A 14954-nucleotide genomic window follows, 5' to 3' on the forward strand; every position below is an offset into this window, starting at 1 on the left:
TTGATAGAGATATTAAAGATAGAAGGGGAGGGTCGGAAATGTTGGTTGCATATGATTCTATGACAGGAAACGTGAAGCGTTTCATCCACAAATTAAATATGCCGGCCGTTCAAATTAACGATGACCTCATATTAGACGAAGACTTTGTTCTTATTACGTATACAACAGGTTTTGGAAATGTACCGGAACGTGTTTTAGAATTTTTAGAGCGCAATAATGCAAATTTAAAAGGCGTATCTGCAAGTGGCAATCGCAACTGGGGAGATATGTTCGGCGCAAGTGCAGATAAAATTTCATCAAGATATGAAGTGCCAATTGTATCAAAGTTTGAGTTATCTGGAACAAATAAAGATGTAGAATTTTTTAAAGAGAGGGTGCGGGAGATTGCGACACATTGAACTGAATAATGAAATCACGCAAATGCAAGACGGTTTCTATCAGCTTCATAAAGATAAAGAAGCATTAGAGGTCTTTATGGAAGAAGCGAAAGAAAATACCGTTCATTTTAATAGCGTGGCAGAGCGAATGGAGTATATGAAGCAACACGATTACTATTACAACGTTCTGGATGAATACAAGTTGGAGGAAGTAGAAGAAGTATACAACGTTGCATACGGTGAAAACTTCGAGTTCCAATCTTATATGGCAGCATCTAAATTCTACAAAGATTATGCGTTAAAAACGGATGATCAAAAACAATACTTAGAAAGCTACCAAGATCGCGTTTCAATCGTGTCATTATACTTAGGACGTGGCGATGTTAAAAAAGCAAAACAATTTGCAAGCATGATCGTAAAACAAAACTACCAACCAGCGACACCAACCTTTTTGAATGCAGGAAGAAGCAGAAGAGGCGAAATGGTGTCTTGTTTCTTGTTAGAGATGGATGATAGTTTAAATTCGATTGGATTTAATATTAATACGGCGATGCAATTATCGAAAATTGGCGGTGGCGTGGCTTTAAACTTAAGTAAACTGCGTGCACGTGGTGAGCAAATTAAAGGTATCGACAACGCAGCAAGCGGTGTTGTACCAGTTATGAAATTGCTTGAGGATTCATTCTCATATGCGAATCAGCTTGGCCAACGAAAAGGTGCTGGAGCTGTGTACTTGAATATTTTCCATTGGGATATTATTGAATTCCTTGATACAAAAAAAATAAATGCCGATGAAAAGAGCCGTATTCAGTCACTTTCAATCGGAATTATCGTTCCAAGCAAGTTCTTTGAGCTAGCGGAGAAAAACGAACCATTCCATGTTTTTGCGCCTTATACAGTGTATAAAGAGTACGGAAAACATTTAGATGATATTGATATTGATGAAATGTACGATGAACTCATGAGCAACCCAAAAGTGAAGAAGAAACCACTTGATATTAGTGCTCGTGATATGCTTATTAAAATCGCAATGATTCAGCTTGAGTCTGGTTATCCATACTTAATGTTTAAATCAAATGCGAATAAGCAACATCCGTTAAAGGATATTGGAACTGTGAAGATGTCTAACTTGTGTTAATGATCTAGCACCTTCTAGTAGAAATGCTAGTCGAAAACTCCGTTAAACGGGGAAAGCCTCAATTTGAGGTAACCTACCGTGCTAAATCTTATCTTAGAATGAAGCGTATTAGGTTCAGAAGGTATCTTATTATTTTGTATAAGACATAGATTGAAGAACATCATAAAATAATAAGAGACTTTCTGAAAGACTAAGATAAGTAAAAGCCTAACGACTATCCCACATGGGAGTAGGGCGCAAGCAATTGGCGTTCGAAAAGCGGAGCACCTAATCAGATGATGCTGTAGGTGATGATATAGTCTGTCCTGTATGGTGACATATAGCAGTTGCGTAAGCAACGGGCTGAGAGTAGCGACCTCAGTTGAACATTAGAGACTGAAATCTTCCAGTTACAAGAAACATCCGAAATCAATGATTACGGCACAGATGACATTATCCGCCGTGATATTAACTGTAACTTAGGATCGTTAAATATCGTGAACTTAATGGAGAATAAAGAAATTCGTGAAGCAGTTCATGCGGGGATGGAAGCTTTAACAGCTGTTTCTGATATGACGGTTATTCCGAATGCACCGACTGTGAAAAAAGCGAATGATGAGTTACACTCTGTTGGCCTTGGTGCAATGAACTTACATGGTTATTTAGCGAAAAATAAAATTGCTTATGAAAGTGTAGAAGCGAAAGAATTTGTTCGTACATTCTTTATGATGCTAAATTACTACTCCATTGAAAAAAGTATGGGGATTGCAAAAGAAAAGGGCGAAACATTTAAAGACTTTGAAAAGTCCGATTATGCAAATGGCACATACTTTGAAAAGTATGAAACAACAGACTACAGTCCAGCAACAGAGAAAGTACAGCAATTATTTGAAGGAATTTATATTCCGACGCAAGCAGATTGGACAAGTTTAAAAGAACAAGTGCAGAAAAATGGTTTATACAACTCATATAGATTGGCAATCGCTCCGACACAATCAATCAGTTACGTTCAAAATGCCACTTCAAGTGTTATGCCAATCGTAAGTCAAATCGAATCAAGAACGTATGCGAATGCGACAACATATTATCCAATGCCGTATTTATCTAAAGATACGTTCTGGTACTATAAATCTTCTTACGATATGAATCAATTTAAACTGATTGATTTAATTGCTGAAATTCAAGAGCATATTGACCAAGGTATTAGCACAATCCTTTATGTAAATAGTGATATTTCTACACGTGAGTTAGCACGCTATTACATTTATGCGCATAAAAAAGGCTTAAAGAGTCTGTATTATACAAGAACACGTAAGTTAAGCGTGGAAGAGTGCGTTGCCTGCACAGTTTGATGATGTGTTGTTCGCACACAAATTGTCTGAGAAGCATCTAGAATAGAGAGTAAGACACCATGAGCAGGGTTTTTCTGACCCTGCTCATGCTTAATTATAAAATTTAAGATTCTAACGTGCGGTTAGATTTTCATTGCTCAGTGGAAATTTAACCGCACGTTAGAACGGTTTAATGATATAGAGAAGGGGCGATTCAATGCGCGCGGTGAACTGGAATAAAAAAGAAGATGATTTTAGTTTAATGTTTTGGAAGCAAAACATCGCTCAATTTTGGACAGAAGAAGAGATCGCTGTATCTTCTGACAAAAATACATGGGTGCAGTTATCAAAGGAAGAACAAATTGCTTTTAAACGTGTACTAGGTGGTTTAACACTTCTAGATACGAAGCAAGGTGGCGAAGGTATGCCACTTGTTCTTGTTCACCTTGAGAACTTGCAAGCGAAAAGTGTACTAGCTTTCATGGGAGCTATGGAAGAAGTACATGCGAAAAGTTACAGTCATATCTTTACGACATTAGCAAGTGAAGAAGAAATTGATGAGATTTTTGAATGGGTAGATACCCATCCATTGCTTGAGAAAAAAGCAGGCATTATTACAGGCTACTATCGCCGTTTATTAAAGCCGCAAGTAACGAAAAAAGAACTGTACATGGCAATGGTAGCAAGTGTGTTCTTAGAAAGTTACTTGTTCTATAGTGGATTCTTCTATCCGCTTTACTTAGCAGGACAAGGGAAATTAACTGCGAGTGGTGAAATTATTAACTTAATCATACGTGACGAGTCCATTCACGGCGTATTCGTTGGTATTTTAGCACAGCAAATCTTTGCAGAACTTTCTGCAGAAGAACAACAAGAAGTGCAAAAAGAAACGATGGATCTATTAGCGGAGCTGTATGAAATTGAAAAAGCGTATACAGAAGAGATTTATACATCTATCGGTCTTGTGGAAGAGGTAAATCGTTTTGTTCGTTATAATGCGAATAAAGGGCTTATGAATTTAGGCTTAGAACCACACTTTGAAGAAGAAGAAATTAACCCGATTGTATTAAATGGTTTACGTACAGATACGAAAAACCATGATTTCTTCTCTGTAAAAGGGAATGGTTATGTAAAAGCAATGAATGTTGAAAAATTATTGGATGATGATTTTGTATTTAATTTTTAATATAGAGTAGTGAAAAAAGGCGGTCTTTGTTTGAAAGACAGCCTTTTTTGTATGGTGTTAATAGTTTACATAATGTTATTATTTTGGTTACATACAATTGTATGTTTTTTGAAAATGATTTAAATACTATATAAATACAAATTAAAAAACCGACATAAAACCCTTCTTTTTAGGTGGGGGATGAAGAAAACCTTCACTTTATGTTTACCGTTCGTATATGACAGTATGAGAGATTGAATACATTATGTCAAAATGAATAAAGAAATGAGAATAAAAGAAGAAGCAATCCCCACTACAATTCCTCCGTATGCTTAAAAATATATCTATCCTATAGCACTTTTTCACTTATGGAAATTTTGGCTCGAAAATTGCATGAATATTTTGAATGATAAAGGAGGGTTTTTAGGATGAAACATGTAACGGATTTCATTTTGTGAAAGCGTTTTCTGTTGAACTATCAATCTTTACATGCAAATTAGGTATATAAAGTAGGAGGAATGATAAGTGGGAAAAGTAGTTGAGTTAAAACGTTCATTAGGACTTTGGTCAATTGTTATGCTTGGAGTAGGATATATGACACCAATGGTAGGATTTGATACATTTGGAATCGTTTCTGAAAAAACAGACGGACATGTTCCAGGAGCTTATTTGATTGCATTATTGGGGATGCTATTTACAGCTGCAAGCTACGGCAAAATGGTAAAAGTTTTTCCTACTGCTGGTTCGGCTTACACTTATACACAAAAGACAATTAGTGCAAGACTCGGGTTTCTTGTTGGATGGTCAGCATTACTGGATTATTTATTTTTACCGATGGTGAATGCACTATTAACGAGAATTTATATGTCTGCACTGTTTCCTAATGTGCCTGCTTGGTTATGGGTAGTTGGTTTTGTAATGCTTATTACGCTTATAAATATTATTAGCGTGAATGTTACTGCCAATTTCAATACGTTCTTAGTAACATTCCAAGTGCTAGTAATGGTCGTGTTTGTTTTTCTCGTTATAAAAGGACTAATAGCAGGAGAGGGAACAGGAGAAGTTTTTTCCATTCAGCCGTTTTTTCAATCAGATATACAAATATCACCATTAGTTGCTGGAGCTACCATTCTTTGTTTTTCATTTTTAGGATTTGATGCGGTAACGACGTTTTCAGAAGAAACACCAAATGCAAAGAAAACGATTCCTCGAGCTATTTTTCTTACCGCTTTAATTGGTGGTGTGTTATTCATTTCAACTACGTATTTTACACAATCTTTTTTCCCAGATGCATCAGTTTTTAAAGATCAAGAATCTGCAGCTCCGGAAATTGCACTATATGTAGGAGGGAAATTATTCCAAACTTTCTTTTTAGTAGGAACGCTTATGGGGACAATTGCTTCAGGATTAGCATCACATACGAGTGTGTCACGGCTATTGTATGTAATGGGACGAGATAATGTTATCCCTCAAAAGATATTTGGATATATTCATCCGCGTTTGAGAACCCCAGTTTACAATATTATTTTTGTGGGTATTATCTCGTTATCGGCAATGTTCATAGATTTGGAAACGGCAGCTTCACTTATTAACTTTGGAGCGCTTATTGCGTTTACCTTTGTCAATTTATCTGTGATTGCTTACTATGTGATAAAACAAAAAAGATATAAAACGGTAAAAGACTTTTTTAATTTCTTAGTAATGCCTATTTTAGGAGCAGGTACAGTGGCGGTGTTATGGTTTAACCTCAATATCCATTCACTTGTTCTTGGACTTAGCTGGGCGGTTGTCGGAATTGGTTACCTTTTATATATTACGAACATGTTTCGTTCAGCCCCTCCGCAAATGCATTTTGAAGAAGTACAGGAAGTATAACAAAAGAAAAAACACTGGGTTTTCTAGTGTTTTTTTGTTTGCAGATTTTAGAGGTGCAAGAACTATGCAATATTGCATAAGCGATTCAACTATTCATACGAAATGCAAGGGAATTGCATTCATGTTACATCGAAAAGGCTGAAGGAATGTTGTAAAACGATATATTTCCAGTTGGCACAATTATTGCTTTATAACACTAATAACTATATAAAAATGAGGTGTTATTGTGGCAGTTAAGTCAGAAAAAGAAAATGGAACTCAACCTATGCAGGAAAAGATTGAGTTAGAAAATCCTTTAGAAGAATTTCAGGCTATATTAAAAGAAGCACTCCATGTTTTGTGTTATCCGGATGAAGTATTCGAGTTTCTTAAGAAGCCAATGCGCTTTTTAGAAGTAAGTATTCCAGTTCGAATGGATGATGGGACGACAAAAGTATTTCAAGGGTATCGTGCGCAGCATAATGATGCCGCAGGACCAACAAAAGGTGGTATTCGATTTCATCCAGATGTCACATCAGAGGAAGTAAAAGCACTTGCGGGCTGGATGAGTTTGAAGTGCGGAGTTACAGGACTTCCGTATGGAGGGGCAAAGGGCGGGATTATTTGTGATCCACAGAAGATGAGTTTCAGAGAATTAGAGCTACTTAGCCGTGGTTATGTAAGAGCAGTGAGCCAAATTGTTGGGCCTACTAAAGATATTCCAGCTCCTGATATGTATACCAATGCTCAAATTATGGCTTGGATGCTGGATGAATATGATCATATTAGGGAATTTGATTCCCCAGGTTTTATTACTGGAAAGCCGTTAATGCTTGGAGGATCACAAGGTCGAGAAACAGCTACTTCTAAAGGGGTATTATACACGCTCCAATTAGTAAGTGAATTGAAACATATTCCACTTCAAAATATGCGGGTAATCATTCAAGGATTTGGTAACGTTGGAAGTCATTTAGCAAAATATTTATATGATATTGGTGTGAAAGTTGTAGGAGTGTCTGATGCTCTAGGTGGCATTTATAATCCAGACGGTTTAGATGTTCCTTATTTGTTAGAGAATCGAGATTCTTTTGGTGTAGTATCGAATCTTTTTAGCAAAACAATCCCTAACCAAGAATTATTAGAAAAAGAGTGTGATGTACTCATTCCAGCTGCCATTGGAGGAGTTATTACAAAAAATAATGCAGAGCGGCTCGGGTGTAAAATTGTAATTGAAGCTGCAAATGGTCCGACAACGAAAGATGCAATCACAATTCTAGAGGAGAAGGACATTTTAGTTGTTCCAGATATTTTAGCCAATTCTGGAGGCGTTATCGTCTCATATTTCGAATGGTGCCAAAATAACCAAGGATATTACTGGACGGAGCAATATGTTGATCAATGTTTAAAAGAGAAAATTACATCTAGCTTTTCTAATGTATTTAATACGTCGAAGCATTTCGGTGTAAACATGAAAATTGCTGCGTATATAGAAGGCGTTCGTAAAATTGTAGAGGCATCACGTCTTCGAGGTTGGTTGCATTTTTAGTTTTAAGGGAGGAATCATATGAAACTGGATATTTTATTAGAACAAATTGAAAGGCAACCGATTGGCTATTATTGTATTGTGTCGAATCATCATCGATATGATATAGCAGTTACTTACTCACAGCAATTTTTTGGAAAAGCGATGGTCACATCTATTCAAAATGGAAGAATGATTTTATTAAGTCAAGAAGACATCGAAGAAGAGCAATACTGGGCACCTAAGCTAGGAATTGAAATAGAAGATGTAGTGGATTTTCAAAGTTTTTTTTATACGATTCTCCAGTCACAAATGTTGTCTGAGCAGTATTAATATCACGTATAACCGGGAAAGAATATTTGAATGAGAAAGGAATGATATATTTTGTATTATGAGATTGTTATGAGCCCATGTTACGGAACAATTGAAAAGGTATCTATTAATGGAGACTCTCGGATTTATGAGTGGGAACCACTTTTTTCTATAAAAAATATGAATGGTGAGGTAGAAGTGATTAAGATGGGATGTAGCGGAGAAGTACATTCTTTAGAGGTAGAAGAGGGAGATAAAGTGATTCCAGGAATGGTATTAGCTTACGTTCAAGAAGATATTTTGATTGGCGGGAGCGATTAATCTCTCATAAAAAAGGAAGATGAATGAATTCATCTTCCTTTTTTTATGAGAATAAGTAAAAAGGTCATTGTCAGACTAATTAAAAAAATCTGTTTTTAATGATACAATACAAATTAAGCAGTTTAAAGGAGGAATAGCAGAATGTTTTTCATTGCTCATAAAAAAATTAGACCTATTGTTTCTCTATCTATCGATCAATCTGAAAAGGAATGGAATATAGATTTTAAAAAAATGAAAGAATCTTTTTTGTTTTTAAAAAAGCAAGATCAATTATTTGCATACGTCCATGTTAAGGAGCTGTTATTAAAAAGTGAGCAATTAACTCCTGAAACATTACTTTCAAATGCTATTTCACTAGACACAGTATGTCAGCTTAGCAAAAATATCTCTTTACCTGCTCTATTCCAAATTATTGGGGCACCAATTGCTATGGTTAAGAATGAAGACGGAGAGCTAAATGGTTATATAAGAAGAGAAGATGTGTTTGCAGAGCTATTTAAACAAGAAAATAAAAGTGTAGATTTACTGAAAATTATTTTAACGTCTATTCCAATGGGGATTTTTGTTGTGGATCGTGAAAAGAAAATTGTGAATTGCAATGAATCTGGTTTGAAGATGATTAAAGCAAATCAGGAAAAGGTAATGAATGTGCCTGCTGAACACATTTTTAATGGAGAACATATTAATAATGTGTTTGCGACAGGGAAAACGATCTTAAATCAGCTGCAAATAACAAATGAGATGGGAGTATTAGTTGATTACAGCCCTATTCCTAACTTTGATCAACAAATAGACGGAATGGTTATTATCGTGCAAGATCTACCAATGGTTGAGGATATGGCTATGGAAATTGAATATATTAAGGACTTAAATAAAGATTTAAATGCGATCCTATCTAGCATTTATGATGAAATATTAGTAGTCAATCGTAAGGGAGAATTAATTCGATATAGCGAAAGCGTGATTCGTGACTTTTGGGGGAGGGACTTGAAGGAGCTTTTAGGAAAGAGCCTTTTAGAATTAGAGAGCAAAGGGCTATTTAGTCCCTCCGTTACTCGATTAGTGTTAGAGCAGCAGAAAAAGGTATCGATCGTTCAAGAAACAAAAAGTGGCCGGAAAATATTAGCTGTTGGAAATCCTGTATTTGATGACGATGGCAAGATTCACCGCATTATTATTGCATCAAGAGACATTACAGAAGCAACGCGATTAAAAACAGAATTACATGAGATGAAAAAGATATCAGAACAATATAAGAAAGAGTTAGATAGTTTTAAAAATCAGGATCGTTTTCTTAAGAAACTCATTTATTGTAGTCCGAAAATGGAGCAAATCATTAATCAAGCGAAAAAAATAGCTGATTTTTCTTCAACTGTTCTTATTTATGGAGAGTCCGGCGTCGGAAAAGAAGTAATCGCACAAGCCATTCATCAGCTGGGAGGCCGTTCTTCGCAGCCATTTTTGAAATTAAATTGTGGTGCGATTCCAGAACCGTTGTTAGAAAGTGAATTGTTCGGTTATACGAAAGGTGCCTTTACTGGTGCTGATAAAAATGGAAAAGAAGGATATTTTAAACGAGCAGACCAAGGGATTTTATTTTTGGATGAAATTGGAGAAATGCCTTTACATCTGCAAGTGAAATTATTGAGAGTGCTGCAAGAACAAGAAGTGATTCCGATTGGAAGCACTACATCTACGAAAATAAATGTACAAATTATCGCTGCAACAAATAAACGTTTAGAAAAAATGGTGGAAGCGGGAACGTTTCGAGAGGATTTGTTTTATCGGTTAAATGTGATTCCGCTGCATGTCCCACCGTTAAGAGAACGAATGGAAGATGTTTCTGTATTAGCATTTCATTTTCTACAGCAGTTAAATAAAAAATATAGTAAAAACTATCACCTTACTCCTGATGCACTTAATCTATTAGAGTTTTATTCTTGGCCAGGAAATGTACGGGAATTACAAAATATGATTGAACGTTTAGTAGTGTCAGCAGACGATCAAGTCATTGAGGCGGAATTTGTTAGTAAATTTCTTACGCTTGGATATGATTTTAAAAAATCAAAACCCGTTATTACAAGAGTTTTACCATTGCAAGAAGCGCTGCATTCTGTAGAGGAACAATTAATTTTATTGGCGATGAAGCAGTACAAAACAACAACGAAAGCAGCGAAGGCCCTCGGAATCAGTCAGTCTTCAGTCAGTCGTAAATATCAAAAAATTGTGAATGAAAAAGAGATGACAGTTGATACGATTTCATATTTTTAAAAATGAGGGAGCAACCTACATGAGTTGCTCCTTTCATTTTGGCAGTAATTATGCGAAATGTAATAGCTTATGCATAATTGCATAAATTTTGTTGATTCATTTGCTGAAATAGTATGTTCTATATAAATCCATTTTGATTTTTCGACATATAGCCGCGGCTATGGATAACAAAAGGTGACCTGCACTTGTTTTCTCTCTTTGTTTTCACTATATCTGGGCAAGAAAAGGATCTGACCGCTTCTATGCATGGCCGGATGCTCTCTCCCACCTAAAAAGAAGGGGTTTATGTCGGTTTTTAATTTGTCTTTATATAATATGATTTTTATATGTTTCTTACTATTGGCACAATTATTGCTTATAGAATATATGAACGATCGACAAAGGGGGATTATATACAGTGCTAGATTTAAAAATGTATCTAAACGGTGAATGGAGAGATTCTAGTAATCAAGAGAAACGACCTATTATTAACCCTGCAAATGGCAAGGTTATCGCATATGCACCCGAAGGAACGATCGAGGATGCAAAGGAAGCGATAGAAGTAGCAAGAGCGACTTTTGATAGCGGGATTTGGTCAGAAACTTCCGCTGCTGAAAGAGCATCTTATTTATTTAAAATTGCAGATGAAATTGATAAAAATATGGAAGAACTTGCTCGCCTTGAAACGATGGATAATGGAAAAACATATCGTGAGGCAGAAGGGGACATTGGGGATGCGGCAGCTTGCTTCCGGTATTATGCTGGGCTTATTACAAAACCAGATGGACAAACATATCATGTAGCTGATCCGATGCAAGCTATGGTGATCAGAGAGCCGGTTGGTGTTTGTGGATTAATTGTTCCTTGGAATTATCCTTTATTAATGAGTGTATGGAAAATTGCACCTGCCTTAGCAGCTGGAAATACGATTGTATTTAAACCTTCTGAGGTTACACCAATCACTGCAACAAAATTATTCGGAATCCTTGAGAAAGTAGAATTACCAAAAGGTGTTGCGAATATGGTGATGGGTGCTGGGCCAACAGTAGGAAATGAGATTGCAGCAAGTGAGAAAGTAGATATGATTTCCTTCACAGGTGGAACAAAAACTGGAAAGCACATTATGAAAACAGCAGCAGATAATATGAAAAAGATTTCGCTAGAACTTGGCGGGAAATCACCAAATATTATTTTTGAAGATGCAGATTTTGAAACAGCTGTCGATTACGCATTGTTTGGTATTTATGCAGGTACTGGTCAAGTGTGTTCGGCAGGATCAAGAATTCTCGTACAGGAAAGCGTTTACGATAAGTTTGTTACTCGTTTTGTAGAACGTGCAAAGCAAATTAACGTTGGTCCTGGTGATAATCCAGAATCAGAGATGGGGCCACTTGTTAGTCAAGAGCATATGGAAAAGGTATTACGCTATATTGAGATTGGAAAAGAAGAAGGAGCGCAGCTTGCTTGTGGGGGAAATCGAATTACAGCTGATGGTAAAGGAGAAGGATTTTACATTGAACCAACAGTCTTTGTCAATGTAAAATCTAATATGCGTATTGTTCAGGAAGAAATTTTTGGTCCAGTTGTAGTAATTCAAAAGTTCAAAGATGAACGGGAAGCAATTGAACTTGCAAATGGTACAGATTATGGCTTAGCTGGAGGAGTGTTTACAGTTGATGGGGCAAAAGCGATGCGTGTAATTCGTAGACTTCGTGCAGGCATTACTTGGATTAACAGCTATCACCCAACGTATAATGAAGCTCCTTGGGGTGGATACAAACAAAGCGGTATTGGGCGTGGTTTAGGAACATTTGGTTTAGAAGAATTCCAGGAAATTAAACAGATTAATATAAATTTAGAAGTAGAACCAATTGGTTGGTTTGCAAAATAAAAATGATATAGGAGTGGTAGAGATGGGGACGAATGTACAAAGTAAATCTACGGAACAAGATGTGAATTACAATGGCGTTAATGATTATATTACGAAAGTACTTCAATTAATTGAAAAGGATAAAGTATCTGAGGAAGAAGCAAGCTGGATTACAAAAGAAACAGTAGAAGGATTCCGAGAGCACGTAAACCCTGGTTTCCTTGCATATAGAAAAACGGTAACAAAAGATGGACAATTTGCAGCTGTAGAATGGTCTGATGAAGGATCTTGCTTTATGGATATCAATGGTAAAAAGTATATTGATTGTTTAGGTGGATTCGGAATTTATAATGTTGGACACCGTAATCCAAAAGTAGTAAAAGCTGTAACAGATCAATTAAAACGCCAAGCACTTCATAGTCAAGATTTGTTAGATCCGCTTCGGGCTATTCTTGCGAAAATTTTGGCGGACATTACGCCTGGCGATTTAAAATATGCTTTCTTTACAAATAGCGGAACAGAAAGTGTAGAAGCTGCATTGAAACTGGCAAAAATGTACAGTGAACGGACAACTTTTATTTCAACAACACGTGCTTTTCATGGAAAGAGCCTTGGTTCATTATCTGGAACAGCAAAAGGAATGTTCCGTAAGCCGTTCTTACCATTAATTCCAGGTTTTCGCCATGTTCCATTCGGTGATATTGATATGATGAGAAAAACATTTGAAACATGTGCGTTAGTAGGAGAAGATGTTGCCGCTGTTATTCTAGAACCAATTCAAGGAGAGGGCGGGATTATTTTACCTCCAGAAAACTACTTGAAACAAGTGAGAGAATTATGTGATGAGTACGGATCTTTACTTATTTTCGATGAAGTCCAAACAGGAATGGGACGCACAGGGAAAATGTTTGCAGCAGAATTGTACGATGTTGTTCCAGATGTTATTTGTCTTGCGAAAGCCTTTGGTGGAGGTGTCATGCCAGCGGGTGCAATTGTTGCCAAAGAAAAAGTATTTAAAAGTTGGTTTGAAAATCCATTCATGCACACAACAACATTCGGTGGGAACCCACTTGCATGTGCAGCTGCGATCGCAACAATTCATGTTTTATTGGAAGAAAAATTACCGGAAAGAGCAGCGGAAGTCGGAGAATATTTCTTGCAAGGACTGAAAGCGGCAGCGAAAGGACATGAAGATAAAGTATTTGAAATTCGTGGTCAAGGTTTAATGATTGGTATCGAATTCCATAAAGATGAAATTGGTTATGAAGTATCCAAAGCGATGTTTGATCAAGGAATCCTTGTTGCGGGAACGTTAATTAACTCTAAAACAATCCGTATTGAGCCGTCCCTCACAATCAGTTATGAAGAAGTAGATACTGTAATCAATGCATTTAAAGAAGTACTATCTCAAGTGAAAGTACAATAGTTCTCTTATCCTGCATTAACGGAAAGTAAGCCCCCGCTTCAAGATTTAAAGAAATGTATAGAAGAAAGGCGGGGCTTATTCTTAGTAAGGGATGAAGAAAAAGCTCACTGAGAAAAGTTTCACTTTATAAAATAACTTGTAAATACAAACCAGTAAACCATCATGTTGCATTTCTTTATAGTGGGCTTTACTGGTTTTTTACTATAGGAGGAGAGGGAGTGGAAGGAGCATTACAGGGAATCAAAATTGTTGATTTATCTCGCGTTCTTGCTGGTCCTTTTTGTACGATGATTCTCGGTGATTTAGGAGCTGAGGTAATAAAAATTGAGAATGTAGTAAACGGTGATGATACAAGAGAATGGGGACCGCCTTTCGTTGGAGGAGAAAGTGCCTATTTTCTTTGTGCAAATCGCAATAAACAATCCCTTACATTAAATTTAAAATCGGAAATGGGAAAGGATATTTTGAAAAATCTTATTTCTGATGCTGATATTGTCGTGCAAAATTTCAAGCCGGGAACACTTGAGCGAATGGGGCTTGGGTATGAGACGTTAAAAACAGTGAAGGAAGATATTATTCTAGCTTCTATTAGTGGATTCGGGCAGAATGGTCCCGCCTCACATCTTCCAGGCTATGACTATATGATTCAAGCAATGAGCGGTCTAATGAGTATAACAGGAGAAAGTGATAGAGAACCGGCGAAAGTAGGTGTTGCGATTTCAGATGTGCTGACAGGTCTCTTTACGTGTATTGGGATTTTAGCAGCTTTGCAGCATCGAAACCGAACAGGAGAAGGACAAGAAGTTGATATTTCTTTATTTGATTCACAACTAGCTGCATTAGTAAATGTGGCTAGCAATTATTTGTGCACAGGAGAGCTTCCGTTAAGACTTGGTAATCAGCATCCGAATATCGTTCCTTATCAAGTATTTGCGACGAAGAACGGAGACCTTGTGGTAGCGATAGGAAACGACGGACAGTTTCACAAATTTTGCCTCTTGCTTGGTAGACAAGACTTATCGAGTTCGGACCGTTATAAAACAAATGCAGTTCGTCTTCAAAATAAAGAGGAACTTGTAGCCATTATTGCAAAAGAAATGAAAAAGAAAGGAAAAGAGGAATGGAAGAAGCTTTTGGATGAAGTCGGTATTCCAAATAGCCCAATTTTCAATGTGAAAGAAGCATTAGAAACAGAGCAAGCGCAAGTACGAGAGATGACGATTTATATGGAGCATCCAACCATCGAAAACCTTAAACTTGTTGGTTCCCCATTGAAACTATCAAAGACACCAACGCTTATGAGAAAGCATCCACCGCTTCACGGAGAACATACAGAGCGTATTTTGCAGGAATTAGGATATTCTTCGGAAAGAATTGTCGAAATGAAAAAAAATCAATGGATATAAGGA

The 14954-nt window shown here is 36.7% G+C and carries 11 protein-coding genes and 1 pseudogene; all 12 read left to right on the forward strand.

Annotated elements, in window-relative coordinates:
* The first annotated feature begins 38 nt into the window (after nucleotides 1-38).
* The 12 genes and pseudogenes from nrdI to QRE67_RS06620 all read left to right on the forward strand — a co-directional run bounded on the left by nrdI (nucleotide 39) and on the right by QRE67_RS06620 (nucleotide 14951).
* On the forward strand, nucleotides 39-398 hold the full coding sequence (gene nrdI, locus QRE67_RS06565) for a class Ib ribonucleoside-diphosphate reductase assembly flavoprotein NrdI (protein WP_286124098.1): 360 nt from the start codon (nucleotides 39-41) through the stop codon (nucleotides 396-398).
* Nucleotides 385-1512, forward strand: a pseudogene (locus QRE67_RS06570) (ribonucleotide reductase barrel domain-containing protein); the annotation flags it as partial. The gene nrdI and the pseudogene QRE67_RS06570, both read left to right, overlap by 14 nt.
* 383 nt (nucleotides 1513-1895) lie before the next feature.
* On the forward strand, nucleotides 1896-2846 hold the full coding sequence (locus QRE67_RS06575; RefSeq protein WP_353507071.1) for a ribonucleotide reductase barrel domain-containing protein: 951 nt from the start codon (nucleotides 1896-1898) through the stop codon (nucleotides 2844-2846).
* 196 nt (nucleotides 2847-3042) lie between these two features.
* Nucleotides 3043-4011 (forward strand): class 1b ribonucleoside-diphosphate reductase subunit beta, encoded by a 969-nt coding sequence (nrdF, locus tag QRE67_RS06580; protein ID WP_286124099.1) that lies wholly within the window; start codon nucleotides 3043-3045, stop codon nucleotides 4009-4011.
* A 504-nt stretch (nucleotides 4012-4515) separates the two neighbouring features.
* On the forward strand, nucleotides 4516-5865 hold the full coding sequence (locus QRE67_RS06585; protein ID WP_286124100.1) for an APC family permease: 1350 nt from the start codon (nucleotides 4516-4518) through the stop codon (nucleotides 5863-5865).
* A 226-nt stretch (nucleotides 5866-6091) separates the two neighbouring features.
* Complete coding sequence (locus QRE67_RS06590; protein WP_483298665.1) at nucleotides 6092-7390, forward strand: Glu/Leu/Phe/Val family dehydrogenase; 1299 nt, start codon at nucleotides 6092-6094, stop codon at nucleotides 7388-7390.
* 18 nt (nucleotides 7391-7408) lie between these two features.
* Nucleotides 7409-7699 (forward strand): SAV0927 family protein, encoded by a 291-nt coding sequence (locus QRE67_RS06595; RefSeq protein WP_286124101.1) that lies wholly within the window; start codon nucleotides 7409-7411, stop codon nucleotides 7697-7699.
* Nucleotides 7700-7750: 51 nt separating this feature from the next.
* On the forward strand, nucleotides 7751-7999 hold the full coding sequence (locus QRE67_RS06600; protein WP_286124102.1) for a biotin/lipoyl attachment domain-containing protein: 249 nt from the start codon (nucleotides 7751-7753) through the stop codon (nucleotides 7997-7999).
* A 141-nt stretch (nucleotides 8000-8140) separates the two neighbouring features.
* On the forward strand, nucleotides 8141-10270 hold the full coding sequence (locus QRE67_RS06605) for a sigma 54-interacting transcriptional regulator (protein ID WP_286124103.1): 2130 nt from the start codon (nucleotides 8141-8143) through the stop codon (nucleotides 10268-10270).
* Between the two features lie 397 nt (nucleotides 10271-10667).
* A complete protein-coding gene (locus tag QRE67_RS06610; RefSeq protein WP_286124104.1) occupies nucleotides 10668-12140 on the forward strand; it encodes an aldehyde dehydrogenase family protein in 1473 nt (490 codons plus the stop codon).
* A 22-nt stretch (nucleotides 12141-12162) separates the two neighbouring features.
* The gene (locus tag QRE67_RS06615) at nucleotides 12163-13545 is read left to right on the forward strand and encodes a putrescine aminotransferase (RefSeq protein WP_286124105.1); all 1383 of its coding nucleotides are present in this window, start codon (nucleotides 12163-12165) and stop codon (nucleotides 13543-13545) included.
* A 218-nt stretch (nucleotides 13546-13763) separates the two neighbouring features.
* Nucleotides 13764-14951: a CaiB/BaiF CoA transferase family protein gene (locus QRE67_RS06620; protein WP_286124106.1), complete on the forward strand. Its 1188-nt coding sequence runs from the start codon at nucleotides 13764-13766 to the stop codon at nucleotides 14949-14951.
* The last annotated feature ends 3 nt before the right edge of the window (nucleotides 14952-14954 follow it).

This window comes from Bacillus sp. DX3.1 (assembly GCF_030292155.1).
Lineage (GTDB): Bacteria > Bacillota > Bacilli > Bacillales > Bacillaceae_G > Bacillus_A.